The 24,836-nt window shown below is 48.3% G+C and carries 40 protein-coding genes and 1 pseudogene; 34 read left to right on the plus strand and 7 right to left on the minus strand.

From position 1 onward, the window contains the following. From tuf to rplQ, 29 genes and pseudogenes are all read left to right on the plus strand, one after another. Positions 1–358: pseudogene (gene tuf / locus AYI87_RS20380) on the plus strand (elongation factor Tu); the annotation flags it as partial. A 361-nt stretch (positions 359–719) separates the two neighbouring features. Further along, the gene (rpsJ, locus tag AYI87_RS20385; protein ID WP_011070616.1) at positions 720–1,031 is read left to right on the plus strand and encodes a 30S ribosomal protein S10; all 312 of its coding nucleotides are present in this window, start codon (positions 720–722) and stop codon (positions 1,029–1,031) included. A gap of 27 nt (positions 1,032–1,058) precedes the next feature. After that, a complete protein-coding gene (gene rplC, locus AYI87_RS20390) occupies positions 1,059–1,697 on the plus strand; it encodes a 50S ribosomal protein L3 (RefSeq protein ID WP_011863966.1) in 639 nt (212 codons plus the stop codon). A 16-nt stretch (positions 1,698–1,713) separates the two neighbouring features. Continuing rightward, positions 1,714–2,319 carry a 50S ribosomal protein L4 gene (gene rplD, locus AYI87_RS20395; protein ID WP_011863967.1) on the plus strand — a complete coding sequence of 202 codons (606 nt, stop codon included), beginning with the start codon at positions 1,714–1,716 and terminating at the stop codon, positions 2,317–2,319. Beyond that, on the plus strand, positions 2,316–2,615 hold the full coding sequence (gene rplW, locus AYI87_RS20400) for a 50S ribosomal protein L23 (protein ID WP_011863968.1): 300 nt from the start codon (positions 2,316–2,318) through the stop codon (positions 2,613–2,615). Before rplD ends, rplW begins: the two co-directional genes overlap by 4 nt. A 16-nt stretch (positions 2,616–2,631) precedes the next feature. Further along, positions 2,632–3,459 carry a 50S ribosomal protein L2 gene (gene rplB / locus AYI87_RS20405; RefSeq protein ID WP_011863969.1) on the plus strand — a complete coding sequence of 276 codons (828 nt, stop codon included), beginning with the start codon at positions 2,632–2,634 and terminating at the stop codon, positions 3,457–3,459. An 11-nt stretch (positions 3,460–3,470) separates the two neighbouring features. Next, complete coding sequence (gene rpsS, locus AYI87_RS20410; protein WP_011863970.1) at positions 3,471–3,749, plus strand: 30S ribosomal protein S19; 279 nt, start codon at positions 3,471–3,473, stop codon at positions 3,747–3,749. A gap of 15 nt (positions 3,750–3,764) precedes the next feature. Beyond that, complete coding sequence (rplV, locus tag AYI87_RS20415; protein ID WP_011863971.1) at positions 3,765–4,097, plus strand: 50S ribosomal protein L22; 333 nt, start codon at positions 3,765–3,767, stop codon at positions 4,095–4,097. A gap of 9 nt (positions 4,098–4,106) precedes the next feature. Then, positions 4,107–4,796, plus strand: a complete 690-nt coding sequence (gene rpsC / locus AYI87_RS20420; protein ID WP_011863972.1) for a 30S ribosomal protein S3 — start codon at positions 4,107–4,109, stop codon at positions 4,794–4,796. An 11-nt stretch (positions 4,797–4,807) separates the two neighbouring features. Continuing rightward, the gene (gene rplP / locus AYI87_RS20425) at positions 4,808–5,218 is read left to right on the plus strand and encodes a 50S ribosomal protein L16 (RefSeq protein WP_011863973.1); all 411 of its coding nucleotides are present in this window, start codon (positions 4,808–4,810) and stop codon (positions 5,216–5,218) included. Beyond that, positions 5,218–5,409, plus strand: a complete 192-nt coding sequence (gene rpmC, locus AYI87_RS20430; protein WP_011863974.1) for a 50S ribosomal protein L29 — start codon at positions 5,218–5,220, stop codon at positions 5,407–5,409. The genes rplP and rpmC overlap by 1 nt, the downstream gene beginning before the upstream one ends. Beyond that, a complete protein-coding gene (gene rpsQ / locus AYI87_RS20435) occupies positions 5,409–5,657 on the plus strand; it encodes a 30S ribosomal protein S17 (RefSeq protein WP_011863975.1) in 249 nt (82 codons plus the stop codon). The genes rpmC and rpsQ overlap by 1 nt, the downstream gene beginning before the upstream one ends. Before the next feature lie 179 nt (positions 5,658–5,836). Continuing rightward, entirely contained in the window at positions 5,837–6,205 is a 369-nt protein-coding gene (gene rplN / locus AYI87_RS20440) for a 50S ribosomal protein L14 (RefSeq protein ID WP_011863976.1), read from the plus strand. An 11-nt stretch (positions 6,206–6,216) separates the two neighbouring features. After that, positions 6,217–6,531, plus strand: coding sequence for a 50S ribosomal protein L24 (rplX, locus tag AYI87_RS20445; RefSeq protein ID WP_011863977.1), 315 nt, complete (start codon positions 6,217–6,219; stop codon positions 6,529–6,531). Between the two features lie 12 nt (positions 6,532–6,543). After that, the gene (gene rplE, locus AYI87_RS20450) at positions 6,544–7,083 is read left to right on the plus strand and encodes a 50S ribosomal protein L5 (protein ID WP_011863978.1); all 540 of its coding nucleotides are present in this window, start codon (positions 6,544–6,546) and stop codon (positions 7,081–7,083) included. A gap of 10 nt (positions 7,084–7,093) precedes the next feature. Next, positions 7,094–7,399, plus strand: coding sequence for a 30S ribosomal protein S14 (gene rpsN, locus AYI87_RS20455; protein WP_011863979.1), 306 nt, complete (start codon positions 7,094–7,096; stop codon positions 7,397–7,399). Between the two features lie 23 nt (positions 7,400–7,422). Beyond that, on the plus strand, positions 7,423–7,815 hold the full coding sequence (gene rpsH, locus AYI87_RS20460; RefSeq protein ID WP_144204440.1) for a 30S ribosomal protein S8: 393 nt from the start codon (positions 7,423–7,425) through the stop codon (positions 7,813–7,815). Between the two features lie 10 nt (positions 7,816–7,825). Beyond that, on the plus strand, positions 7,826–8,356 hold the full coding sequence (gene rplF / locus AYI87_RS20465; RefSeq protein ID WP_011863981.1) for a 50S ribosomal protein L6: 531 nt from the start codon (positions 7,826–7,828) through the stop codon (positions 8,354–8,356). A 10-nt stretch (positions 8,357–8,366) separates the two neighbouring features. After that, positions 8,367–8,717, plus strand: a complete 351-nt coding sequence (gene rplR / locus AYI87_RS20470) for a 50S ribosomal protein L18 (protein ID WP_011863982.1) — start codon at positions 8,367–8,369, stop codon at positions 8,715–8,717. Between the two features lie 13 nt (positions 8,718–8,730). Beyond that, positions 8,731–9,234, plus strand: coding sequence for a 30S ribosomal protein S5 (rpsE, locus tag AYI87_RS20475; RefSeq protein WP_011863983.1), 504 nt, complete (start codon positions 8,731–8,733; stop codon positions 9,232–9,234). A gap of 5 nt (positions 9,235–9,239) precedes the next feature. Further along, positions 9,240–9,422, plus strand: coding sequence for a 50S ribosomal protein L30 (gene rpmD / locus AYI87_RS20480; RefSeq protein ID WP_011863984.1), 183 nt, complete (start codon positions 9,240–9,242; stop codon positions 9,420–9,422). A gap of 3 nt (positions 9,423–9,425) precedes the next feature. Then, entirely contained in the window at positions 9,426–9,860 is a 435-nt protein-coding gene (gene rplO, locus AYI87_RS20485) for a 50S ribosomal protein L15 (protein ID WP_011863985.1), read from the plus strand. 7 nt (positions 9,861–9,867) lie between these two features. Further along, complete coding sequence (gene secY, locus AYI87_RS20490; RefSeq protein ID WP_144204441.1) at positions 9,868–11,208, plus strand: preprotein translocase subunit SecY; 1,341 nt, start codon at positions 9,868–9,870, stop codon at positions 11,206–11,208. A gap of 21 nt (positions 11,209–11,229) precedes the next feature. Beyond that, the gene (rpmJ, locus tag AYI87_RS20495; RefSeq protein ID WP_006083579.1) at positions 11,230–11,343 is read left to right on the plus strand and encodes a 50S ribosomal protein L36; all 114 of its coding nucleotides are present in this window, start codon (positions 11,230–11,232) and stop codon (positions 11,341–11,343) included. 117 nt (positions 11,344–11,460) lie between these two features. Further along, a complete protein-coding gene (gene rpsM / locus AYI87_RS20500) occupies positions 11,461–11,817 on the plus strand; it encodes a 30S ribosomal protein S13 (RefSeq protein ID WP_011863987.1) in 357 nt (118 codons plus the stop codon). A 17-nt stretch (positions 11,818–11,834) separates the two neighbouring features. Continuing rightward, positions 11,835–12,227, plus strand: coding sequence for a 30S ribosomal protein S11 (rpsK, locus tag AYI87_RS20505; RefSeq protein WP_011863988.1), 393 nt, complete (start codon positions 11,835–11,837; stop codon positions 12,225–12,227). Positions 12,228–12,263: 36 nt separating this feature from the next. Further along, entirely contained in the window at positions 12,264–12,884 is a 621-nt protein-coding gene (rpsD, locus tag AYI87_RS20510; protein ID WP_011863989.1) for a 30S ribosomal protein S4, read from the plus strand. A 24-nt stretch (positions 12,885–12,908) separates the two neighbouring features. Continuing rightward, on the plus strand, positions 12,909–13,898 hold the full coding sequence (locus AYI87_RS20515) for a DNA-directed RNA polymerase subunit alpha (RefSeq protein WP_011863990.1): 990 nt from the start codon (positions 12,909–12,911) through the stop codon (positions 13,896–13,898). A gap of 39 nt (positions 13,899–13,937) precedes the next feature. Further along, the gene (gene rplQ / locus AYI87_RS20520) at positions 13,938–14,330 is read left to right on the plus strand and encodes a 50S ribosomal protein L17 (protein ID WP_011863991.1); all 393 of its coding nucleotides are present in this window, start codon (positions 13,938–13,940) and stop codon (positions 14,328–14,330) included. 56 nt (positions 14,331–14,386) lie between these two features. Here the strand turns inward: rplQ and AYI87_RS20525 are convergent, their stop codons facing one another. The 6 genes from AYI87_RS20525 to ccmA form a co-directional block, all read right to left on the minus strand. Further along, positions 14,387–15,364: an ABC transporter substrate-binding protein gene (locus AYI87_RS20525; RefSeq protein WP_144204442.1), complete on the minus strand. Its 978-nt coding sequence runs from the start codon at positions 15,362–15,364 to the stop codon at positions 14,387–14,389. A 134-nt stretch (positions 15,365–15,498) separates the two neighbouring features. Further along, positions 15,499–15,984, minus strand: a complete 486-nt coding sequence (ccmE, locus tag AYI87_RS20530; RefSeq protein WP_144204443.1) for a cytochrome c maturation protein CcmE — start codon at positions 15,982–15,984, stop codon at positions 15,499–15,501. Further along, positions 15,981–16,181, minus strand: a complete 201-nt coding sequence (gene ccmD, locus AYI87_RS20535; RefSeq protein ID WP_011863994.1) for a heme exporter protein CcmD — start codon at positions 16,179–16,181, stop codon at positions 15,981–15,983. Before ccmD ends, ccmE begins: the two co-directional genes overlap by 4 nt. Continuing rightward, entirely contained in the window at positions 16,181–16,927 is a 747-nt protein-coding gene (locus AYI87_RS20540; protein WP_011863995.1) for a heme ABC transporter permease, read from the minus strand. Before AYI87_RS20540 ends, ccmD begins: the two co-directional genes overlap by 1 nt. A 1-nt stretch (position 16,928) precedes the next feature. Then, the gene (gene ccmB, locus AYI87_RS20545; RefSeq protein WP_011863996.1) at positions 16,929–17,615 is read right to left on the minus strand and encodes a heme exporter protein CcmB; all 687 of its coding nucleotides are present in this window, start codon (positions 17,613–17,615) and stop codon (positions 16,929–16,931) included. 11 nt (positions 17,616–17,626) lie between these two features. Continuing rightward, positions 17,627–18,277: a cytochrome c biogenesis heme-transporting ATPase CcmA gene (gene ccmA, locus AYI87_RS20550; RefSeq protein ID WP_011863997.1), complete on the minus strand. Its 651-nt coding sequence runs from the start codon at positions 18,275–18,277 to the stop codon at positions 17,627–17,629. A 332-nt stretch (positions 18,278–18,609) separates the two neighbouring features. Between ccmA and AYI87_RS20555 the strand changes: the two genes are divergently transcribed. Then, positions 18,610–18,903 (plus strand): c-type cytochrome, encoded by a 294-nt coding sequence (locus tag AYI87_RS20555; RefSeq protein WP_041510725.1) that lies wholly within the window; start codon positions 18,610–18,612, stop codon positions 18,901–18,903. A gap of 178 nt (positions 18,904–19,081) precedes the next feature. Here AYI87_RS20555 and ccmI read toward each other — a convergent pair whose 3' ends face one another. Continuing rightward, a complete protein-coding gene (gene ccmI / locus AYI87_RS20560; RefSeq protein WP_144204444.1) occupies positions 19,082–20,332 on the minus strand; it encodes a c-type cytochrome biogenesis protein CcmI in 1,251 nt (416 codons plus the stop codon). A gap of 411 nt (positions 20,333–20,743) precedes the next feature. On the opposite strand from ccmI, the gene AYI87_RS20565 reads away from it, so the two are divergent. The 4 genes from AYI87_RS20565 to AYI87_RS20580 are packed head-to-tail and all read left to right on the plus strand — an operon-like array spanning position 20,744 to position 24,358. After that, positions 20,744–22,720 carry a heme lyase CcmF/NrfE family subunit gene (locus AYI87_RS20565; protein WP_144204445.1) on the plus strand — a complete coding sequence of 659 codons (1,977 nt, stop codon included), beginning with the start codon at positions 20,744–20,746 and terminating at the stop codon, positions 22,718–22,720. A 17-nt stretch (positions 22,721–22,737) separates the two neighbouring features. Further along, on the plus strand, positions 22,738–23,295 hold the full coding sequence (locus AYI87_RS20570; RefSeq protein ID WP_144204446.1) for a DsbE family thiol:disulfide interchange protein: 558 nt from the start codon (positions 22,738–22,740) through the stop codon (positions 23,293–23,295). Further along, the gene (nrfF, locus tag AYI87_RS20575) at positions 23,295–23,774 is read left to right on the plus strand and encodes a heme lyase NrfEFG subunit NrfF (protein WP_144204447.1); all 480 of its coding nucleotides are present in this window, start codon (positions 23,295–23,297) and stop codon (positions 23,772–23,774) included. Before AYI87_RS20570 ends, nrfF begins: the two co-directional genes overlap by 1 nt. Beyond that, entirely contained in the window at positions 23,771–24,358 is a 588-nt protein-coding gene (locus AYI87_RS20580) for a TlpA disulfide reductase family protein (RefSeq protein ID WP_144204448.1), read from the plus strand. Before nrfF ends, AYI87_RS20580 begins: the two co-directional genes overlap by 4 nt. The last annotated feature ends 478 nt before the right edge of the window (positions 24,359–24,836 follow it).

The raw sequence follows: 24,836 nt of genomic DNA on the forward strand, positions 1-24,836 counted from the left end.
TGTACTACTACGTGGTACTAAGCGTGATGAAGTTGAGCGTGGTCAAGTACTGGCTCAGCCTGGTTCAATCACTCCACACACTCAGTTCGAATCAGAAGTATACGTACTGTCAAAAGAAGAAGGTGGTCGTCACACTCCATTCTTCAAGGGCTACCGTCCACAGTTCTACTTCCGTACAACTGACGTAACCGGTACTATCGAGCTGCCAGAAGGCGTTGAAATGGTAATGCCTGGTGACAACATCAAGATGGTTGTTACTCTGATCTGCCCAATCGCGATGGACGAAGGTCTACGTTTCGCTATCCGTGAAGGTGGCCGTACAGTTGGTGCTGGTGTTGTAGCTAAGATCATCGCTTAATAGCATTTGATTTTACAAACACACTGAAAAAGGCAGCTTAGGCTGCCTTTTTTATTGCCGGCGATTTGTTGGCAGAGGGGGGCTAGCTTTTCTGATCTGGATAAGTATAATACTCGCCACTTTGAGAGTTAACGCATAACTGCTGTTAATTCGTTCAACGGGCTTGATCTTAAACTTTAGATCAGTATAATGGCCCCTCGCCTTAACCATTAGGCGAAGTTTGTCGGTTCTCGAAACCGACGTAAAATAATACAGCGACTCCGATTTGGAGTCGAACGGTTAAATCATCTCGCTCTGCTTTTCCAGTAAGGAAGAAGCTAGAGGGTGATTTTTTATGTGTCCATTTTAGGAGCTCTGGTCAATGCAGAACCAAAGAATCCGTATCCGCCTCAAAGGATTTGATCATCGTCTGATCGATCAATCTACCGCGGAAATCGTTGAAACTGCTAAGCGCACAGGCGCCCAGGTACGTGGTCCAATCCCACTACCAACGCGTAAAGAGCGTTATACCGTTTTGATCTCTCCACACGTTAATAAAGATGCGCGTGATCAGTACGAACTTCGTACTCATAAGCGTCTTGTTGACATCGTAGAGCCGACTGAAAAGACTGTAGATGCACTTATGCGTCTAGATCTGGCGGCAGGTGTTGACGTTCAAATTAGCTTAGGTTAATTGAGATCCTTAGAAGAGGTTTGAGAGATGGCTATCGGTCTTATCGGTCGTAAAGTAGGTATGACTCGCATCTTCACTGAAGATGGTGCGTCAATACCTGTAACAGTAATTGAAATTGCAGCTAACCGCGTTGCTCAAGTGAAAACTTTAGAAACTGACGGTTACCGTGCACTTCAAATTACTACTGGTACCAAAAAAGCTAATCGCATCACTAAACCAGAAGCAGGTCACTTTGCTAAGGCTGGCGTTGAAGCTGGTCGTGGTTTGTGGGAAATGCGTCTGGCTGACGGTGAAGGCGAAGGCATCGAAGTAGGTGCTGAGCTTAATGTTGATATCTTCGCTGACGTAGCGAAAGTTGATGTTACTGGTCAATCAAAGGGTAAAGGTTTCCAAGGCGGTATCAAGCGTTGGAACTTCCGTACTCAAGATGCAACACACGGTAACTCATTGGCACATAGAGCTAACGGTTCTATCGGTCAAAACCAAACACCTGGTCGCGTTTTCAAAGGTAAGAAAATGTCTGGCCACATGGGTGCAGAGCGTGTTACTACCCAGAATCTAGACGTTGTACGTGTAGATGCTGAGCGTAACCTGCTATTGGTTAAGGGTGCAGTTCCAGGCGCTACTAATGGCGACCTGATCATCAAGCCTGCCGTTAAAGCTTAGGTCTGAGGAGATAGTAATGGAATTGGTATTGAAAGACGCACAGAGTGCTCTTGAAGTTTCCGAAACTACCTTCGGCCGTGACTTTAATGAAGCACTGGTTCATCAGGTAGTTGTAGCATATGCTGCAAACGCGCGTCAGGGTACTCGTGCTCAAAAGACTCGCGCAGAAGTAACTGGCTCTGGCAAAAAGCCATGGCGCCAAAAAGGTACTGGCCGTGCTCGTGCTGGTACTGTTAAAGGCCCAATCTGGCGTGGCGGTGGCGTTTCATTCGCTGCTAAAACCCAAGATCACAGCCAAAAAGTAAACAAGAAGATGTACCGCGGAGCGCTTAAGAGCATTCTGTCTGAATTAGTACGTCAAGATCGTCTTGTTGTTGTTGAGTCATTCGGTGTTGAAGCTCCTAAGACTAAAGAGTTGAAGGCTAAGCTGAAAGACATGAAGCTGGAAGACGTATTAATTGTTACTCCAGAGATTGACGAGAACTTGTTCTTAGCTGCACGCAACCTGTACAAAGTTGACGTTCGCGACGTTGCTGGTATCGATCCAGTAAGCCTAATCGCGTTCGAAAAAGTACTGGTTACTGCCGATGCTGTTAAGCAAATCGAGGAGATGCTGGGATGATAAGCGAAGAACGTTTGCTAAAAGTTATTCTAGCGCCACACATCTCTGAAAAGAGTACTGTTTGCGCTGAAAATAACAACACGGTCGTTTTCCGTGTAGCTATCGATGCGACTAAAGCTGAAGTTAAAGCTGCAGTAGCTAAGTTGTTCGAAGTTGAAGTAGATTCAGTTCGCACTTTGGTTAACAAAGGTAAGACTAAGCGTCACGGTGCCCGTACTGGCCGTCGTAGCGATTGGAAAAAAGCCTATGTGACTTTAGCTGCTGGTGCTGACATCGATTTCGTCGGCGCTGAGTAAGCAAAGGAGAATTATCATGGCAGTTATTAAGTGTAAGCCAACCTCTGCTGGTCGTCGCCACGTTGTTAAAGTGGTGAACAGCGATCTGCATAAGGGTAAACCCTTTGCTGGCCTGTTGGCGAAAAAAGCTAAGAGCGGTGGCCGTAACAACACCGGTCGTATTACTGTTCGTCACGTAGGTGGTGGACACAAGCAGCACTACCGTATTGTTGACTTCAAGCGCAACAAAGACGGTATCCCTGCTAAAGTAGAGCGTTTGGAATATGATCCAAACCGTACCGCTAACATCGCACTTGTTTTGTATGCTGATGGTGAGCGTCGTTATATCCTTGCTGCTAAAGGCATGCAAGCTGGTGATCAAATCCAGTCTGGTATCGATGCTGAAATCAAAGCGGGTAACGCTTTGCCACTACGCAACATCCCAGTAGGTAGCGTTGTTCACGCAGTTGAAATGAAGCCTGGTAAAGGTGCTCAGATCGCTCGTTCAGCAGGTACCTACGTACAAGTTGTAGCTCGTGATGGCGCATACGCCACTCTACGTCTTCGCTCTGGCGAAATGCGTAAAGTGCCAGTAGATTGCCGCGCGACATTAGGTGAAGTTGGTAATGCCGAGCATATGCTACGCCAGTTGGGTAAAGCAGGTGCTAAGCGCTGGAGAGGCGTACGCCCAACAGTTCGTGGTGTTGCAATGAACCCAGTAGACCATCCACATGGTGGTGGTGAAGGCCGTACTTCTGGTGGCCGTCACCCAGTGACTCCATGGGGTGTCCCAACTAAGGGTTATAAGACCCGTAGTAACAAACGCACCGACAAGTACATCGTACGTCGTCGTAACAAAAAGTAAGAGGATTCGCCATGCCACGTTCTCTCAAGAAAGGTCCATTCATTGACCTACACTTGCTGAAGAAGGTAGAGAAAGCGATGGAAGCGGGTGACAAGAAGCCTATCAAGACTTGGTCTCGCCGCTCAATGATCATTCCTAACATGATTGGAATGACCATCGCTGTCCATAATGGTCGTCAGCACGTACCTGTGTTCGTAACTGACGAGATGATCGGCCACAAGCTTGGTGAATTTTCACCAACTCGCACTTATCGCGGCCATGCTGCTGATAAGAAAGCGAAGAAGCGTTAATACGGGAGACTCGAGATGGAAGTTTTAGCTAAACATCGTTTTGCCCGTACGTCGCCTCAAAAGTGTCGTTTGGTTGCAGATCAAATTCGTGGACTGCCTGTTGCTAAGGCTCTTGAAATTTTGACTTTCAGCCCTAAGAAAGCAGCTGTACTTGTTAAGAAAGTACTAGACTCTGCTATCGCTAATGCTGAGCACAACGAAGGTGCTGACATTGACGAGCTGAAAGTTGGAAAAGTCTTTGTAGACGAGGGTCCAACTATGAAGCGTATCATGCCACGTGCTAAAGGCCGTGCTGATCGTATTATCAAGCGCACCAGCCACATCACTGTGGTTGTGTCAGATCGCTAGGAGTTAGCAATGGGACAGAAAGTACATCCTAATGGTATCCGTCTGGGTATCACTAAGCCTTGGATCTCGACTTGGTACGCTGATAAATCAGATTATGCCAACAATCTAAGCAGCGACTGGGAAGTGCGTAAGTTTCTAGAAAAGAAACTTAAGCAAGCCTCAGTCTCTAAGATTGTTATCGAGCGTCCAGCTAAGAGTGTTCGCGTTACCATTCACACTGCCCGTCCAGGTGTTGTGATCGGTAAGAAAGGCGAAGATGTTGAAAAGCTGCGCAACGAAGTTGCTAAGTTGACTGGTATTCCAGCTCAAATCAACATCGCTGAAATCCGTAAGCCAGAGCTAGATGCGAAGCTAGTTGCCGAAGGCATCGCTTCTCAGCTAGAGCGTCGTGTAATGTTCCGTCGTGCTATGAAGCGCGCGGTACAGAACGCAATGCGTCTAGGTGCTAAGGGTATCAAAGTTGAAGTGAGCGGCCGTTTAGGCGGTGCTGAGATTGCGCGTTCAGAGTGGTATCGTGAAGGTCGTGTGCCTCTACATACACTGCGTGCTGATATCGATTATTCTACTGCAGAAAGTCACACTCAATACGGTGTGATCGGCGTTAAAGTTTGGGTCTTCAAAGGTGAAGTTCTAGACGGCGTTGTTCCTGCGCTAGAAGAGCCGAAACAGCAGCCGAAGCGTAAGCCTCGCGGTAAATAGGAGAGCTGGCAATGCTGCAACCAAAACGAATGAAGTTTCGTAAAATGTTCAAAGGCCGTAACCGCGGTCTGGCGAACGGCACTGAAGTAAGCTTCGGTGAGTTCGGTTTGAAAGCTGTTGGACGTGGCCGTCTGACTGCTCGTCAAATCGAATCTGCGCGTCGTGCTATGACACGTCACATTAAACGTCAAGGTCAAATTTGGATCCGCGTTTTCCCTGACAAGCCAATCACCTCTAAGCCTCTTGAAGTGCGTATGGGTAAAGGTAAGGGTAATGTTGAATACTGGGTTTGCCAGATTCAACCTGGTAAGGTTCTTTATGAGATGAATGGTGTATCAGAAGAGTTGGCTCGTGAAGCTTTCACTCTTGCTGCTGCCAAGCTTCCTATTAAGACTACCTTCGTAACTAAGACGGTGATGTAATGAAAGCGAGCGAACTAACTCAGAAGAGCGTTGAAGAACTGAACGCTGAACTGCTTGGTCTGCTGCGTGAGCAGTTTAATCTGCGTATGCAACACGCCACTGGTCAGTTGACTCAGACTCACCAGCTCAAAATCGTGCGTCGTAACATTGCGCGCGTTAAGACCATTATTACTTCTAAGGCGGGTGCATAATGACTGATAAAATCCGTACTTTGCAAGGTCGTGTACTTAGCAACAAGATGGACAAGTCTATCACTGTAGCTATTGAGCGTAAGGTTAAGCATCCTCTATACGGGAAGTTTATCAAGCGTACTACTAAGATCCATGCACATGACGAAACAAATCAGTGTAATGCTGGCGATATCGTGACTATTCGCGAATGCCGTCCGCTGTCTAAGACTAAGTCTTGGACTCTGGTTGAAGTAGTAACAAAAGCCTAATTTAATTAGGTGATTAGCGAAACGGCTCCTAGATTTGGGGCCGTTTTTATTTTTAATACTATCTATTCCTATTTTGCGGTGTTATACTTGCGCGCCATTTTAGACGTTATTTGGTCTAGAATGGTTTAAAAATGCCCCAAATATGGGATTAGTGAAGTAACGATAGCGGAGCACTTAAAATGATCCAAATGCAATCGACTCTAGAAGTCGCCTGTAACAGTGGCGCTCGTAGAGTTCAGTGTATTAAGGTCTTGGGTGGCTCTCATCGTCGTTATGCCGGTATCGGCGACGTCATCAAGGTTTCTGTAAAAGAAGCAATTCCTCGCGGTAAAGCGAAGAAAGGTGACGTGTATAACGCGGTGGTAGTCCGTACTAAGAAAGGCGTACGTCGTCCAGATGGTTCTGTCATTCGCTTCGATCGCAATGCAGCGGTATTGCTAAACGCAAACCTTGCACCGATTGGTACTCGTATCTTTGGACCAGTGACGCGTGAACTGCGTACAGAACAATTTATGAAAATTGTTTCTCTGGCACCAGAAGTACTGTAAGGAGCTTCAAAATGGCAGCTAAAATCCGTCGTGAAGACGAAGTAATTGTACTAGCAGGTAAAGACAAGGGTAAACGCGGTAAGGTTTCTCGAGTTTTACCAACTGGTAAATTAATTGTAGAAGGCATCAATCTGATCAAGAAGCACCAGAAGCCTAACCCACAAATGGGTGTGACTGGTGGTATCGTTGAGAAAGAAGCGCCAATACAAGCATCAAATGTAGCGATTTTCAACTCTGCCACTGGCAAAGCTGATCGCGTTGGTTTCCGATTTGAAGACGGCAAAAAAGTCCGTTTCTTTAAGTCGAACAGTGAACTCGTTAAGTAATTGGAGTAAACGATGGCGAAACTGCATGATAAATATAAAGAGACTGTTATCGCTGAGCTTTCTAAGAAGTTCGGTTATACCAGTGTCATGCAAGTCCCTCGGATTGAGAAAATCACCCTTAACATGGGTGTTGGCGAAGCTGTAGCAGATAAAAAAGTTATGGAGCACGCGCTTCGTGACATGACTGCTATCGCTGGTCAAAAGCCAGTTGTAACTGTTGCTCGTAAATCAGTTGCTGGTTTTAAAATCCGTGATGGCTACCCGATCGGCTGCAAGGTTACCCTGCGTGGTGAACGCATGTGGGAATTCCTTGAGCGTTTAGTTGATATCGCAATCCCGCGTATCCGCGACTTCCGTGGTCTGAGCGCTAAGTCGTTCGACGGACGTGGTAACTACGCAATGGGTGTACGTGAGCAAATCATCTTCCCGGAAATCGATTACGATAAGATCGATAAGATCCGCGGTATGGATATTGTTATCACTACTACTGCGAAGAATGACGAAGAAGGCCGTGCTTTATTAGACGCCTTTAACTTCCCATTCAAGAAATAAGGGTAGCGAAATGGCAAAAAGTTCAATGAAAGCACGTGAAGCAAAACGTGCCAAGCTCGTGGCTAAGTATGCTGAAAAGCGTCTAGCTCTTAAGGCTATCATTAGCAATCCAACTACTTCTGATGAAGATCGTTGGGATGCAGTTCTTAAGCTGCAAGGTCTACCACGTGACTCAAGTGCTGCGCGTCAGCGTAATCGTTGTAGTCAAACTGGTCGCCCACATGGTTTCCTACGCAAGTTCGGCCTAAGCCGTATCAAATTGCGTGAAGCTACCATGCGTGGTGAAGTTCCTGGTCTGCGTAAGGCCAGCTGGTAATACTTGTCACGGAGTAAGCTAATATGAGCATGCAAGATCCAATTGCGGATATGTTAACTCGCATTCGTAACGGCCAAGCTGCTAACAAAGTATCAGTATCTATGCCCTCTGCTAAGCTGAAAGTTGCTATCGCACAGACGCTTAAAGAAGAAGGTTATATCACTGACTACACCGTAGCAGGCGAAGCCAAGCCGGTTTTGGAAATCACTTTGAAGTATTTCCAAGGCCAACCAGTCGTTGAGACTATCCAGCGCGTAAGTCGTCCTGGTCTTCGTATTTACAAAGGTAAAAACGAACTACCAAAGGTGATGGGCGGTCTGGGTGTCGCAATCGTGTCCACTTCTAAAGGTTTGATGACTGATCGTGCCGCCCGCCAACAAGGCATGGGTGGAGAAGTTATCTGCTACGTAGCATAAGGAGCTAGCAATGTCTCGTGTCGCAAAAGCACCAGTCGCTATCCCTGCAGGCGTAGAAGTGACTTTAAACGAACAAACTATCACCGTAAAAGGTGCTAAAGGTAGTTTGACTCGAGTAATCAACGCTGACGTTTCTGTTGTTGTTGAAAACAACGAAATTAAGTGTTCTCCAGCTGAAGGCGTGACTAGCGCTGCACAAGCTGGTACAGCTCGAGCACTAATCAACAACATGGTTGTTGGTGTTAACGAAGGTTTCGAAAGAAAGCTGACTCTAGTTGGTGTTGGTTACCGTGCAAAGATTGCTGGTAACGGTATCGACCTGACTCTAGGTTTCTCACATCCTCTAGTACACCAGCTTCCTGACGGCGTAACTGCAGAGTGTCCATCACAAACTGAAATCGTACTTAAGAGTACTGATAAGCAGCTTGTTGGTCAGGTTGCAGCAGAAATTCGTGGCTACCGTCCACCAGAGCCTTACAAAGGCAAGGGTGTTCGCTATGCTGATGAACAAGTACGCCGTAAAGAGGCTAAGAAGAAGTAGGTAACGCGATATGGATAAGAAAACATCTCGCTTACGCCGCGCGACTCGCGCTCGTAAGAAGATCCAAGAGCTGGGCGTTAACCGTCTGGTTGTACATCGTACACCACGTCACACATACGCACAGGTTATTGATGCCAACGCGCAAGTTGTGGCGGCAGCTTCTACTGCTGAAAAAGCGGTATCAGAGCAGCTTAAATACACAGGTAACGTAGAAGCGGCTAAAGCAGTAGGTAAGACTATTGCTGAGCGTGCTATCGAGAAAGGCGTAACTGTAGTTGCATTCGATCGTTCCGGCTTTAAGTATCACGGACGCGTAGCTGCCTTGGCAGACGCTGCTCGTGAAGCTGGCCTACAGTTCTAAGGAATGATTAAAAATGGCTAAATTTGAAGCTCCACAAAAAGACGATCTGCAAGAGAAGTTAGTTGCAGTAAATCGTGTTTCTAAAGTAGTTAAAGGCGGACGTATCTTTAGCTTCACTGCACTGACTGTAGTGGGTGACGGTAACGGTAAAGTCGGCTATGGCTATGGTAAAGCGCGTGAAGTACCTGCCGCTATCCAGAAAGCAATGGAAAAGGCTCGCCGTAACATTGTTTCTGTTGAACTTGTAAATGGTACTTTGCACCACCCTGTTAAGGGCCGTCACACTGGTTCGCGTGTTTACATGCAACCAGCTTCTGAAGGTACTGGTATTATTGCCGGTGGTGCGATGCGTGCCGTATTGGAAGTAGCAGGCGTTCATAACGTTCTGTCGAAAGCATACGGTTCTACTAACCCGATCAACATCGTTCGCGCAACTGTAGATGCGTTGGTGCACATGAAGTCACCAGCTCAAATCGCAGCTAAGCGTGGCCTCAATGTTGATGAAATTCGAGGTTAAGCACCATGGCTACTAAAACATTAAAAGTAACTCAGACTAAGAGTTCAATTGGCCGTCTGCCTAAGCATCGCGCCACATTGACCGGTCTAGGTCTACGCCGTATTAATCACACCGTTGAGCTGGAAGATACTCCTGCTGTTCGCGGTATGATTAACAAGGTTTACTACATGGTTAAGGTGGAGGATTAATCAATGAAATTGAATACTCTATCACCTGCTGCAGGTGCAAAATCAGCAGCTAAGCGTGTAGGTCGCGGTATCGGTTCTGGCCTAGGTAAGACTGCTGGTCGCGGTCACAAAGGTCAGAAGTCACGTTCTGGTGGCGGTGTTCGCGTCGGTTTCGAAGGTGGTCAAATGCCACTTAAGATCCGTTTGCCTAAGTTTGGTTTTACTTCGCGTAAAGCGATGGTAACTGCCGAAATTCGTGTAAGCGAACTGGCTAAAGTTAACGGTGATGTTGTCGACTTGAATGCACTGAAAGATGCGAATCTTGTTACTCGCAACATACAGTTTGCTAAAGTCGTTCTTTCAGGTACCATTGAACGCCCAGTGACCGTTAAAGGTCTGAAGGTAACCAAAGGTGCACGTGCAGCTATCGAAGCTGCCGGCGGAAAGATCGAGGAATAATACGTCGATGGCAAAACCAGGACTTGATTTAAAAAGCGCGAAGGGCGGTTTATCAGAATTGAAATCCCGCTTACTGTTCGTGATTGGTGCGATTATCGTCTTTAGAGCCGGTTCGTTCGTGCCAATTCCTGGTATTGACGCAGCTGTATTAGCAGAGCTGTTTAATCAGCAGAAGGGTACCATCTTAGGCATGTTCAACATGTTCTCTGGTGGCGCCCTTGAACGTGCTTCTATCTTTGCTCTTGGTATCATGCCGTACATCTCGGCATCGATCATCATGCAGCTATTGACTGTGGTACATCCTGCTCTGGCCGAACTGAAAAAGGAAGGCGAGTCAGGACGTAAGAAGATCAGTCAGTATACTCGATATGGCACACTGGTCTTGGGTACATTCCAAGCGATCGGTATCGCAACGGGTCTGCCAAACCTGGTCCCTGGTTTAGTTGTAAACCTTGGATTTGGTTTCTACTTCGTTGCTGTAGTGAGTTTGGTCACAGGAACCATGTTCCTCATGTGGCTGGGTGAGCAGATCACCGAACGAGGCATAGGTAACGGTATCTCGATTCTTATTTTCGCAGGTATTGTAGCCGGTCTACCTTCTGCTATCGGCCAAACGGCCGAGCAGGCGCGTCAAGGCGACTTGAACGTACTAGTATTATTGTTGATTGCAGTGATCGTATTTGCTGTGACCTATTTTGTTGTGTTTGTTGAGCGTGGACAGCGTCGTATCGTTGTTAACTATGCTAAGCGTCAGCAGGGCCGTAAGGTGTTTGCCGCGCAGAGCACTCACTTACCGCTTAAGGTCAACATGGCAGGTGTGATTCCACCAATCTTTGCGTCAAGCATCATTTTGTTCCCAGGCACACTAGCTCAGTGGTTTGGTCAGAATGAAGGCTTGTCTTGGTTAAGTGATTTTTCACTTGCAGTATCGCCAGGTCAGCCGCTTTACTCATTGTTGTATGCAACAGCGATTATCTTCTTCTGTTTCTTCTATACTGCGTTGGTATTTAATCCACGTGAAACAGCAGACAACCTGAAGAAGAGTGGTGCGTTTATTCCCGGGATCCGTCCTGGAGAACAGACTTCGCGATATATAGATAAAGTAATGACTCGCCTAACACTGGCCGGTGCATTGTATATTACCTTTATCTGTTTAATTCCGGAGTTCATGTTAATCGCGTGGAAAGTACAGTTCTATTTTGGCGGTACTTCACTACTAATTATGGTAGTCGTGATCATGGACTTCATGGCTCAGGTTCAGACCCATATGATGTCACATCAGTATGAGTCTGTGATGAAGAAAGCTAACCTAGTGAATAAAGCGAACTTAGATCGCTTTGGTCGCTAAGTAGCTTTACGGAGTGATGAAATGAAAGTTCGAGCTTCCGTGAAGAAGATCTGCCGTAACTGCAAGATCGTAAAGCGTAGCGGCGTTGTACGCGTTATCTGTGTTGAACCAAAACACAAACAGCGTCAAGGCTAAAAACTTTTTGACCAGCTCAGTTTCTGAGCTGGTCAAAATATTATTTGCAAAATCGTCATCTGTCGAGTATCCTACCGGGCTTTTCACAGATGGCCTTTAACTTATGAGGAGTGCATAGTGGCCCGTATCGCTGGCATTAACATTCCTGATCAGAAGCACACAGTCATTGCATTGACTGCTATCTATGGTATTGGACTAACTCGCGCACAACAAATCTGCGCGGCTACTTCAATTGCTGAAGATGCTAAGATCAAGGAATTGAGCGAAGCTCAAATAGACACACTACGCGAAGAAGTTGCTAAATACATTGTAGAAGGTGACTTGCGTCGTGAGATCTCTATGAACATCAAGCGTCTGATGGACCTTGGTTGTTATCGTGGTCTCCGCCACCGTCGTAGCCTGCCCCTTCGTGGGCAACGTACCAAGACCAATGCGCGTACTCGCAAAGGTCCACGTAAGCCAATTAGAAAGTAACGGGAAGGTAAACCAATATGGCTAAAGTTCCGTCACGTTCAACGCGCAAGCGCGTACGTAAACAGGTTGCTGATGGCATGGCTCATATCCATGCATCTTTCAACAACACCATTATCACCATTACAGATCGTCAAGGTAATGCACTTTCTTGGGCAACTTCTGGTGGTTCAGGTTTCCGTGGTTCACGTAAATCTACCCCATTCGCTGCACAGGTAGCTGCTGAGCGCGCAGGTGTTGCTGCTCAGGACTACGGTGTTAAAAACCTTGAAGTTTTCGTGAAGGGTCCAGGTCCAGGACGTGAGTCAGCTATTCGAGCGCTGAACGCGGTTGGTTACAAGATAACCAACATTACCGATGTGACGCCGATCCCTCATAATGGTTGTCGTCCTCCTAAGAAACGTCGCGTGTAATCGCCCCGTTTTTAATAGGATAGTTGGAGAAAGAACATGGCAAGATACTTGGGTCCAAAGCTCAAGCTCACTCGCCGAGAAGGTACTGACCTTTTCCTGAAAAGCGGTGTGAGAGCAATTGATTCGAAGTGTAAGCTTGAAGCTGCACCTGGACAACACGGCGCTCGTAAAGCTCGTTTGTCTGAGTACGGCGTTCAGCTGCGCGAAAAACAAAAAGTTCGTCGTACTTATGGTGTGCTTGAAAAGCAATTCCGTAACTACTACAAAGACGCTGCACGTCTAAAAGGTAACACTGGTGAAAACCTGCTTACTCTTTTGGAAACTCGTTTAGATAACGTTGTTTATCGTATGGGTTTTGGTGCTACCCGTGCTGAAGCACGTCAGCTAGTTAGCCATAAGTCAATTATGGTAAACGGCCGCGTTGTTAATATTCCATCATTCAAAGTGTCTGCGAATGATGTAATTAGCGTTCGTGAGAAGTCTCAAAAGCAAGCTCGTATTAAAGCTGCTCTAGAGGTTGCTTCTCAGCGCGAAAAGCCAACATGGGTTGAAGTAGATGCCGCTAAGATGGAAGGTGCTTTCAAGCGTCTGCCTGAGCGTAGCGATTTATCTGCGGATATTAACGAACAGCTGATCGTCGAGCTTTACTCTAAGTAAAGCTAATAAACAAGAGAGGACACAATGCAGGGTTCTGTTACAGAATTTCTTAAACCGCGTCTCGTTGATATCGAGCAGGTTAACCCAACACGTGCCAAGGTTACACTGGAGCCGCTTGAGCGTGGTTTTGGTCATACTCTAGGTAACGCGTTGCGTCGTATCCTATTGTCGTCTATGCCCGGCTGCGCGGTTACCGAAGTCGAGATTGATGGTGTACTGCACGAATACAGCAGCAAGGAAGGCGTACAAGAGGATATCCTAGAGATCCTACTAAACCTTAAAGGTTTAGCAGTGGTTATCGAGGGTAAAGACGAGGCTATGCTTACATTAAGCAAGTCAGGCGCAGGCCCTGTTACCGCAGCAGATATCACGCACGATGGTGATGTTACTATTATGAATCCTGATCATGTTATCTGTCATCTGACTGGTAACAATGACATTAGCATGCGTATCCGCGTTGAGCGTGGTCGTGGTTATGTACCAGCTTCGGCTCGTGCACAAACTGAAGACGACGATCGCCCAATTGGCCGTCTGCTAGTGGATTCATCTTTCTCACCTGTCGCGCGTATTGCTTACAATGTTGAAGCAGCACGTGTTGAACAGCGTACTGACTTGGACAAACTCGTTATCGATATGACCACTAACGGTACTATCGATCCTGAGGAAGCGATTCGTCGTTCTGCGACCATCCTGGCTGAACAGCTGGATGCGTTTGTTGAGCTTCGTGATGTCACTGAGCCAGAGCAGAAAGAAGAGAAACCAGAGTTCGACCCAATTCTGTTGCGTCCTGTCGACGATCTAGAGCTAACTGTACGTTCGGCTAACTGTTTGAAAGCCGAAGCGATTCATTACATCGGAGATCTGGTACAGCGTACTGAGGTTGAGCTACTTAAAACGCCTAACTTGGGTAAGAAGTCTCTTACCGAAATTAAGGATGTGTTGGCTTCTCGCGGACTTTCACTAGGTATGCGTCTAGAAAACTGGCCTCCAGCCAGTTTAGCAGACGACCTATAAGTCCTAGTTTGTACAGATTTAGGTAATAAGGATTAGGTCATGCGCCATCGTAAGAGTGGTCGTCAACTAAACCGTAACAGCAGTCATCGTCAAGCTATGTTCCGTAACATGGCAAGCTCATTAGTCCGTCACGAAGTGATCAAGACTACTGTAGCTAAGGCGAAAGAATTGCGTCGCGTAGTTGAACCTCTAATAACACTTGCTAAGAGTGACAGTGTTGCAAACCGTCGTTTGGCATTTGCACGTACTCGCGACGCTGAAGTCGTAGGTAAGTTATTTAATGAATTGGGTCCACGCTACCAGGAACGTCCTGGTGGATACACCCGTATTCTTAAGTGCGGTCTTCGTACTGGTGATAAGGCGCCTATGGCGTATATCGAACTAGTAGGTCGTCCAGAAGCTGCTGAAGCTGTTGAAGAAGCTGCTGAGTAACACTTAAGTTCATTGTAAAAAGCCGGGCATTGCCCGGCTTTTTTATTGCCGCAAATCTATTCCACCCAATCTGCCTTCTCGGCGATCTCTTTAGGGATCGAAAGATGCCATTTGGCTACGCCCGACAGGCTGAATCGAAACGCCCCCTTACTGTCACTGATATAACCTAAACTGCTGGCTTGCTCGCCGGCTAACAGTCGATTAATCAATTTAGCGGCCAGCAGGCCATGTTCATAGCCGTTAAGCACATAACCGCCGGGGTTGGCATGTCTGCCAACGGTAAAATCCCAGAAGCCGAAATGGGGGATGGGGGAATGCTCAGCCGTCCACGCAATGATCTCACTCGCCTCCAGATAGTCACTACCGCTCGTGGTTAGGGTATGGTAGAGCCCGGTAAATATCCCTTGATATCCAGCTTTCTTGGCACCGATCACTGCCTGCTTCCACTCTTCGGCAGAATTAGTCAGGGTGAAGGCTATGGTCAGCTTGCCTATCCTGATCGGCTTAAAGTCGGCGCTAATCGGGCTGAAAGCGGCACGGGAGGTCGCGCTATTGTCTGAAAGGATCAAAAGCTTCTTGGCCTCATTACCTGGCAGCAGGCAGTCGACCAAGAGTAGGGAGCGTTTGAACAGCGGACGCTCGAGTATACCGGTAAATTGCCGATAGGCCGGCAGGCCATGATCTCTGGGATTAGTATTGAGACCGAGAAATACCACAGGGGTCTTGGTGGTCGCGATGCGCTCGCTAAGCAGTGAGATGGCGTTGTCGTCGGCGAGTATGATGATGTCTGGCTTATCGCGTTTAATTGCTTCCCAGGCGTCATCAGCGCGTTTGACAAAGGCATTGCGTGGGAGACGCTTGGAGTCGAGGAAAAGCTCAGTCATCTTAGTGGGCTCGCTAAGGTTTTCCAATATCGCCTGGCGATAATCCTGTACCCATGGATAGCCTTCATGATAGCTGTGGATGAACATCAGCCTGGCGGCCGATGCGGGTAGGCTGGCCCAGAGTAGTAAGAGACAGGCAAGTATGCGCATTGATGGAATTTCCTAAAAGCTATAACCCCAAAGTCTTTTACATAGTTATAGTCGATTTTGCTCCTAAGTAGTGCACAGGCAATAAAAAAGGCCTCAATTGAGGCCTTTAGCTTTTCACACTAAGAATATGCGGTCTAGTAACCGGTTTTCTGTGAAGAGTCGTATTCGAGTTTCTCGTGGGTCTGGCCCATGGCTTCGGCAACTTCTGGCGGCATGTAGTTTTCGTCATGCTTCGCCAATACTTCGGTCGCTTCCAGCTTACCGCCTTCGATCAGCACGCCCTGGGCGACGATACCTTGTCCTTCACGGAAGAGGTCCGGTAATAGGTCGTCATAGGTCACCATGACTTCGCCACCGGCGGCATCATGTACGGCAAACTCAACGTGTAGGCTTTCTGGATCGCGAACCAGAGAACCCACGGTGACCATGCCACCGACACGAATACGTTGACCGATTTCTGGCTTAACGCCTGTATCTTTCTTACCGTGAACAATCTCTGTTGGGGTATAGAAAAGGTTCAAGTTTGAATTGAGCGCATAAAGTAGCAAGGACGCGATGGCGGCTACGCCACCAATCAGGGCGGTTGCTAAGGCGAGTCTTTTCTTTCGTCTGGCGTTCACTGTTCTTTACTCCGGTTGGCTTTGAGGCGTTCTTCGCGTTGCATCTTCTTGGATATCTCGGTAAGGATCTTGCGCTTCTGGCGCAGGCTCACCACGATTAAGGTACCCAGTGCGAAGGCGGTTATGCCGTAAGATAGCCACACATAAAAGGCGTAGCCACCCATGTTAAAAAAATCTGCTAATGAATCGAACTGCATTATTTGACTCCTTCAGCTTGCGCGAGTTCCCTCACCCAGGGACGCATACCGTTTCTGGCAAGTATCTCGGCTCTGAAACGAATAAGCGTGATAGCGCCTATCATCAGGCCGAAACCGAAGATGTTGATCAGCAGTGGATATAACATCTCAGGTGCCATAGATGACTTCTCGGTGATCTTGATAGTCGCAGGCTGGTGTAGTGAGTTCCACCACTCTACCGAGTACTTGATGATAGGAATGTTGATCACGCCCACGATGGCCAGAATACCGGCGGCACGAGCGGCGAGTACCTTATCTTCGAAAGAGGCGTACAGAGAGATCACACCCAGGTAGAGGAATAGCAACACAAGTTCAGATGTCAGGCGAGCATCCCACACCCACCAGGTGCCCCACATAGGCTTACCCCAGGCAGCACCAGTGATCAGAGCGATAAAGGTGACAACGGCACCGATAGGCGCGATGGCCGCCGCTGCCCAGTCGGCAGACTTGATCTGCCATACCAGGCCGATAAAGGCCGAGGTTGCCATCGCCATGTAGGCTGACATCGACATAGAAGCCGCGGGTACGTGGATGAAGATGATGCGGTAACTGTCACCCTGCTGGTAATCTACCGGCGCAAACAACAGCCCCCAGATAGAACCCACACCAATAAACGCGATTGCAAGCGTCGCAAACCAAGGCAATAGCCTGCCAGAGAGGTTGTAGGCTTTTTGAGGGTCTGCGTAAGAATGTAGCCATTTCCACATATTAGTTAGTACTCACTCTTAATGAGGCACCAATTGCAAAAGGTGCCAATATTAACGAACCGACCAGCATAGCGCCTATGATAGCGAGATGGCCGCTGTAGGGTAGATTTAGGCCAGCGGCATCGATGGCGCTGGTTGCGAAAATTAGAACCGGTATGTAAAGCGGCAGGATCAACAGGCTAAGCAGCACGCCGCCCTTACGCAGGCCGACGGTGAGTGCGACTCCTATGGCGCCCAACAGGCTGAGTACGGGCGTGCCCAATGCCAGGGTGGCCATCAGCGCGCCATAGCTGTTGGCTTCCAGGTGCAGCAGCACGGCCAGTAGCGGGGCAACCAAAATCAGTGGTACGCCGGTCAATATCCAGTGGGCCAGCACTTTTGCCAGAACCATGAGTGACAGTGGCTGTGGGCTGAGCAGCATCTGCTCCAGGCTGCCATCGACAAAGTCTGCCTTAAACAGGCGCTCGAGTGACAGCATAGATGCCAGCAGGGCGGCTACCCAGATGATCCCCGGTGCTACGCGAGTCAGTACCTGAGGCTCGGGGCCAATGCCCAGCGGGAATAGGGTGACCACCAGGATAAAAAACAGCAAGGGATTAAAGATGTCTCCCTTGTGACGAATTGCTATCTTAAGATCGCGTCTAAGCAGGGTGAAAAACGCTTGGGTGAAACTGATACCTTTATTCATTCACTGCACCTTTAAATAAAGCGGTAATCGAGGCGAATCTTACGGAGAATATCGTCACCGATAATGCTCATGTCCTGGTGGGTGGTCATGATGACACAGCCGCCGCTTTGAGCATGTTGTAAAAACAGGTGTTCCAATTCTTCGACGCCTTTCTTATCGATTGCAGTAAATGGTTCATCCAGTAGCCAGACCTTACAGTTGGTATGCCAGAGTCGGGCTAGGGCGGTACGACGATGTTGACCCGCCGACAAGTGACCGGCCAAGGCTTCCTCGAAGCCAGACAGGTTTACCTTAGCGAGGATCTGGTTGGTTTCGAAATCATCATACCCGCTGATTCTTAAATTGAAGTTAAGATTCTCTTCTGCGGTTAACTCGCTTTTTACACCTGCAAGGTGGCCCAAATACAAAAGATCGTCATTGTATTCGTCGCGGCAGCGGGTGATGTCAGTACCCTTGTACTTGGCTTCGCCGGCGTAGGGACGCGACAGGCCGGCGAGGATCCTCAGCAGGCTGGTTTTACCGGCGCCATTAGGGCCTTCGATTTGAACTATCTCACCCGCTTGGATATCAAAGCTCAGCTCATCGAAGAGAATTCGCTCTTCGCGGATACAAGTCAAGTTATCGGCTGATACCAGTGTTGTTGCTGTTTTTTCTTCTACCACTGAACCCTCTATCTCAAGCCTGATGTAAACATAAGCGATATTAACATAATCCCCTTGAGGGGTTTAGTCTTGCTATCTGATTAGTGTCAGCAATTTGATATGCTTCCAAAAAGTAAAACCTTTTCGTCATTGAGATTGAACTTTTTCAACAATTGCTAATGTATCAGGTAACTCGGGCACCTATAACATGTTGAACCATCAAATTCTGATATTAATCACAAAAAGGTGAGATTTGTTGAAGTTTGATGTATCCTAGGGCCGCTATAGAATAAGTCTGCCCCAGTTTAGGGTGGCATAGAGCTCTGTTAATATTTGCATTAGGAACATTGAACATGAAAAAACTGTTAGCATTGTCTGCAGTGGCTGCATTGACCTTGTCTGCAAACACTTTTGCACAAGAAGGTGAAGCTGTATATAACAAGGCATGCCATGTATGCCACAGTATGGGTGTCGCCGGTGCCCCTAAAGCTCATGATGCAGCTGCATGGGAGCCTCGTTTAGCGAAAGGCCTAGACGCACTAGTAGGTAGTGTTAAGACTGGTCTGAACGCTATGCCACCAGGTGGTATGTGCACAGATTGTACCGACGAAGATTACAAGAACGCTATCGAGTTCATGTCTAAGTAATTTGACTTCGTTGAAAAAAGCCGACCTTATGGTCGGTTTTTTTATGCCTATCGCTAAGTAGTTTTTAATAAAGAGGCTCTCGCGATCAAGACAGGTGAGCAATAAAAAAGCCGGCTAATGCCGGCTTTTCTGTGCGATACGGAACCTGATTTATTGAATCGGTAATATTGGACCGAGATTACTGCACCAGAGTATCAATCACTAGCTTAGCGGTTGAACCCACATCCATGGTTTCCAGACGGCCCTGTAGATCGCCAGGCTGCGCCTTAACCGAACCATGCTTAGAGAGCACGGCGATCACTTCAACTTGTTTGGCATCGCTCAGCTTGATATCGCCGCCCATGCCGGTGCTGTCATCTAAGGTGATAGAGACAGGCAGAGATTTCGCCGATACCTTAGTCGCCGCTAGCGGTACCTTAGGGCCTTGAGTGTTACGGGCAAAGATAAACAGCATATCGCTACCGCTGACATTCTCTGCCAGCTCGGGTGCGATAGACACATCTATGGTTACCGTCTTACCGGTAGTGGCCTTGGCCTGCTGATGAGTCGCATCGTTAGGCATCTCGCCAGTTTCAGCTTGCATTCTCATCTTGGCGCTCTCGATGGCATTGATGATGGCGCTACGGTCCACATCGCTTCTGTCGCTGTCGAGAATGATCTGCCAGGCATCGATCGCCTTCTTATATTGGGCGCTGAAGAAGGCATCCATACCGACAAGCAGTAGGGTAGAAGGATCTTCAGGATCTAATGCCAATGACTGGTCGATAATGGCCTGTACTGCAGGGGTGATTCTTTGGTTGGCCTTGTAGTACATGGCCGTGGCCTTAGGACCAAGCAGTTCGGCGTGGGTACCCACTAGCTCCATCGCCTTGTCGAATGCTTTTACCGCATCGTCATAACGGTTGGCGCTGATGTAGGCATGGCCAAGGCTAAACAACAGCTGGCTGTTTTCTGGCTCGGCTTGCAGCTGTGATTCCATCATCTGAATGCGCTGGGTCATGATCTGGGCGGCATCCATTCCTGCGTGTGGATTGTCGGGAACCGCCTTGTCCAGGTTGGCATAGGCACCTAGGTTGGCATAGAAGTAGCCAGAAACACCTAGCACCACCACAGACATCAATGTTGGCCAGAGTAGGCTCTTAGGCTTGATCTGACCGACCAGAGATTCATCTTCGCCCTGTTTCATGTCCTGTAGCAGACTGATCTCGAGCTCTTTCTTTAGCGCGTTAAATTCATCTTGATCCAGCAGCTCATCCTCAAGTTCCTTCTCCAGGGTCGCCAGGCGATTGTTAAAAAGTTCGAGGTTGGTGGCCTTACGCACACCGGCTTCTTCGGCCTGCAGCATCTTTTGCTGGCGGAAGTGTGGAAACCAAATCAGCACTAGGCTGACTAATACAAAAAGCGCAATAAAAATCCAGAGTGTGGTCATTATTTCTTTTTCACATTAGTTGCAGGAATGCGGGGATGCCGCGCGATATAGGGATCAGATTATACGGAAAGATTATTCATTGAACAGTAATATAAGGGTTTCCAGCCGTTAAATACTGATACTTTTGCACTGGTTCACAGTTCGATTCTATTTTCAAAAATTGGCTGAAACTTAAGTTTCAAACAAGGGTCAGAGCATAAAATCTGCCAGTTTATAACAATTGTAACCCTGCGTTTCTGTTCGCAAGAATGAGACAGGTCACCCAGAATTGTGCGAAAGAGGCAGACAGATACAATAGCAAATACTAAAATGACTCAAATTTTGTACCTTGAGTTGTGTGAATTGCAAACTCTGGTGAATTAGGCGAAGCTAATGCTTCGGCTAGTTCTCATATAGGACTGAGGAAACCCCATGATCCCTGAATTAGGACACTTTTCGTTGATAATAGGATTGGCATTCGCCTTTCTATTGGCCAGCGTCCCCTTAATCGGTGTTGCTCGCAAAGATCAATATCTGGTGCGTTATGCCTGGCCGTTGAGTTACGGCATGTTTTTCTTTATCGCTCTCTCCGTCATCGTCCTGGGTTATAGTTTTGCCGTCGACGATTTCTCTGTAGCCTATGTTGCACACCACTCAAACTCTCAGCTGCCGATCTTCTTCAAGATCGCTGCCGTATGGGGTGGCCATGAAGGCTCCTTACTCTTCTGGGTGTTTGCCTTGTCAGTCTGGACGGCTGCGGTTGCCTTCTTCAGTAAGGGGTTAGAAGAGGTCTTTACCGCTCGCGTACTCGCTATTCTGGCGATGATAGTAATAGGCTTCTGTCTCTTCATGCTGCTGACTTCTAGCCCATTTGAGCGCCTGTTCCCGATTCCTATGGAGGGACGCGACCTTAACCCTATGCTGCAGGACGTGGGACTCATCTTCCACCCTCCTATGCTGTACCTGGGTTATGTTGGCTTCTCGGTGAGTTTTGCCTTCGCTATTGCCGCTCTCATGGGCGGACGTCTCGATTCTGCATGGGCACGTTGGAGCCGTCCTTGGACCCTGGCTGCGTGGATCTTCCTGACCGGCGGTATCTCGCTCGGTTCTTGGTGGGCATATTACGAGCTAGGCTGGGGCGGCTGGTGGTTCTGGGATCCCGTCGAAAACGCGTCATTCATGCCTTGGCTGATCGGTACAGCTCTGCTGCACTCAGTGATCGTGACCGAGAAGCGTGCAACCTTCCGTAACTGGACGGTACTCCTCTCTATCTTCGCATTCTCTCTGAGTCTGCTAGGCACCTTTATCGTTCGTTCAGGTGTACTGACTTCGGTGCACTCATTCGCGGCGGATCCTAGCCGTGGTATGTTTATCCTCTTGCTGCTGGGTCTCGCCATCGGCGGATCGCTGACGCTATTTGCCTTCCGCGCAAGCGATATGAAGAGCCCTGCGCGTTTCGAGCTGATGTCGAAAGAAACCATGCTGCTGGTAGGTAACATCCTGCTTACCGTAGCTTGTGGTACCGTGCTGCTGGGCACACTCTACCCACTGCTGATCGATGCCCTCAACATGGGTAAGATCTCTGTAGGCCCACCATACTTCAACGCGGTATTCGTGCCGATTGCACTCGTGCTGTTTGCCTTCATGGGTATTGGCCCTAGCATCCGCTGGAAGCGTGCTAAGGCAGGTGAACTCAGGGCCAAGCTGCTGGTGCCTGCCATCGTCTCTGCTGTTATCGGTGTGGCGACGCCTTTCCTGGTGGACGGCAAGTTTAATGCTTGGGTGATGTTCGGTATTGGCCTGGCCGCTTGGGTAACAGTTGCTACGCTGCGCGCCGCCTACGACATCATGCAGTCTAAAGATGGTCTCAGCCTGGCGCGTATGGGGCGCAGCCAGCTGGGTATGATCATCGCTCACTTAGGTATCGCGGTTTCTGTGGTCGGCGCCACCATGGTGTCTAACTACTCGATCGAGAAGAGTGTTCGCATGGGCCCTGGTATCACCCAGGAGCTGGCGGGCTATAGCTTCCACTACATCGAGACTAAGAATGTTGTCGGTCCTAACTATACCGCCCAGCAGGGTCAGGTCGAAGTGACCAAAGACGGTGAGTTCATTACTCTGCTTAAACCTGATCGTCGTCAGTACAACGTACGTACCATGGATATGACAGAGGCGGGCATCGATTGGGGGCTGTTCCGCGATCTCTATATCACCATGGGCGATCCTATCAGCCGTACCGAGTTTGCCGTGCGTCTGAACTACAAGCCATTCGTGCGCTGGTTATGGTTCGGTAGCATCTTCATGATGGTAGGCGGTCTGTTCGCCGCGTCTGATAAGCGTTACCGCAGAGCCAAGGCGACCGAAACTGCCGGCGAAAAAGCCAAACAAGCAAAATTAGCAACCGCATAACTTGAATTGGGGCAAGTATGAAGAAAAGGCTAGTATTATTTATTCCTTTGATTCTGTTTTTGGTGATGGGGGTGTTCCTCTATAAGGGACTCTTCCTGAATCCGCAGCAGCTGGATTCTGCATTAGAAGGAAAGCCGGTGCCGGCTTTCCAACTGCAAAAGCTTGAAGATGCCAATGAGATCATTACCAATGACAGCATCAAGGGTCAGGTTTCATTGCTAAACGTGTGGGCCACCTGGTGTCCTTCATGTAAGTATGAGCATCCTTACCTGATGCGTTTGGCAAGACAGAACATCTTGCCTATCTATGGCATCAACTATCGTGACGAGCGTGCCATGGCGATCCGTGAGCTGAGCCGCGAGGGCGATCCTTACACCAAGAATATCTTTGACCATGACGGACGTTTAGGTTTGGATCTTGGAGTTTACGGTGCGCCCGAGAGCTATCTGGTGGATCACAACGGTATCATCCGCTTCCGTTATGCCGGTCCTATCGATATGCGAGTCTGGAATGAGACACTCTACCCCATGATTCAAGAGTTACAGGCTCAGGCTAAAGCTGAGGGAGCATCTTAATGAAGACCTTAGTCGGGTTTATTACCGCAATACTGTTATCTTTCTCGCTGGTGGGCGCCGCGATGGCGACCCCAGTGGATACCTATGAGTTTAAGTCGGTAGATAACCAGAAACGAGCCCTCGAACTGGCTCACTCGCTGCGTTGTCCTCAGTGTCAAAACCAGAACCTGATCGATTCCAATTCACCTGTGGCGCAAGATCTGCGACTCGAAGTGTATCAAATGGTCGATGCCGGTAAGGGCGACGAAGAGATTATCGAGTTCATGACTAGCCGTTATGGCGAGTTCGTCCTCTATAAGCCACGCATGGAAGCTAAGACTTACATCCTATGGCTAGGGCCAATCGCGCTATTGCTAGTGGGCTTAGTGATCGGCTTTATCTTCGTTAGACAGCAGCGAATCAGCAATGCCGTCGATCAGGAGATCAGCGCCGAGGAGCAAGCCGAGTTGGATAGACTGCTCAAGCGAGACGATAAATGAAGTCAAAGTTAGCCACGGCGCTGCTGTCGGCGGCTCTCGCCTTAGGCGGATATGCCGCCAGTGTGCAAGCCTATCCCGGCATGCAGAAGAAGCAAGGCGGTGAGGTGCAGTCGAGTGTCGATCTGATCAACGTGTTGCCAAAAGCCTATCCCATAGATCCTGTGCCCTTTAGGGATGCCCAGGGGAAGTCGATTGACTTTAGTCAGTATCGCGGCCAGGTAGTAATGGTCAACATGTGGGCCACCTGGTGTCCCCCCTGTGTGCGTGAGCTGCCAGCCATAGATCGATTCAAAGGCAAATTCGATCCTAAACAGTTTCGTGTCCTGCCGATATCGATCGATATGAATGGCAAGGAGAAGGTTGAACCCTTCCTGGCCTCTCTGGGGATGGATAAGTTCGAGACTTACTATGATCCACAGCAGCAGCTGGGTCAGGTCTTCCCCTTAGATACGATTCCGGCGACCTTTATTCTCAATCAGCAGGGCGAATTGATTGCTTTCGTCAGAACATTTGTCGACTGGGATGATGAGAAAGCGGTGAAATTGATCGAGAGCTTTATCGCGTCAGAGACTCAAAAACAGTAAAACACGGCAATATTGGCCGCAAATCATACGAAAAAGATCGCAATTGCCTAAAAGATCGGCATGCGATCTTTTTTTTGGAAAAAGCCCTTGCGCAAAAGATTTGGCTCCCTATAATGCGCTCCCACTGACACGGCAAACGGCGCTACTTACCAAGTGAGTAGGTAACGAATGTCGAGTCAAGGTGATAAGCGGTTCGAGTTTTTAAGCCGGTAGTTACAGCGCGAAAGCACAGTAATTAACCACTTAAAAATCTTTTGAAAAAAGCGCTTGACGCCGACAGGGAGAAGCGTAGAATACGCAGCCCTAGCCCGCTGGACTCCAGTATGAGGCAAACGTTCTTTAACAAGATAAAACAAGAAATCTGTGTGGACACTCACAGGTATTGAGTTAATCGAAAACGATTTAAATCTCAATGCATGATTTACTAAATCTAGTTTCACTAGAGATAGTGAGTGTTCATAGCAATATGTACAAACAT

This window comes from Shewanella sp. KCT (genome assembly GCF_007636505.1).
Lineage (GTDB): Bacteria > Pseudomonadota > Gammaproteobacteria > Enterobacterales > Shewanellaceae > Shewanella > Shewanella halotolerans.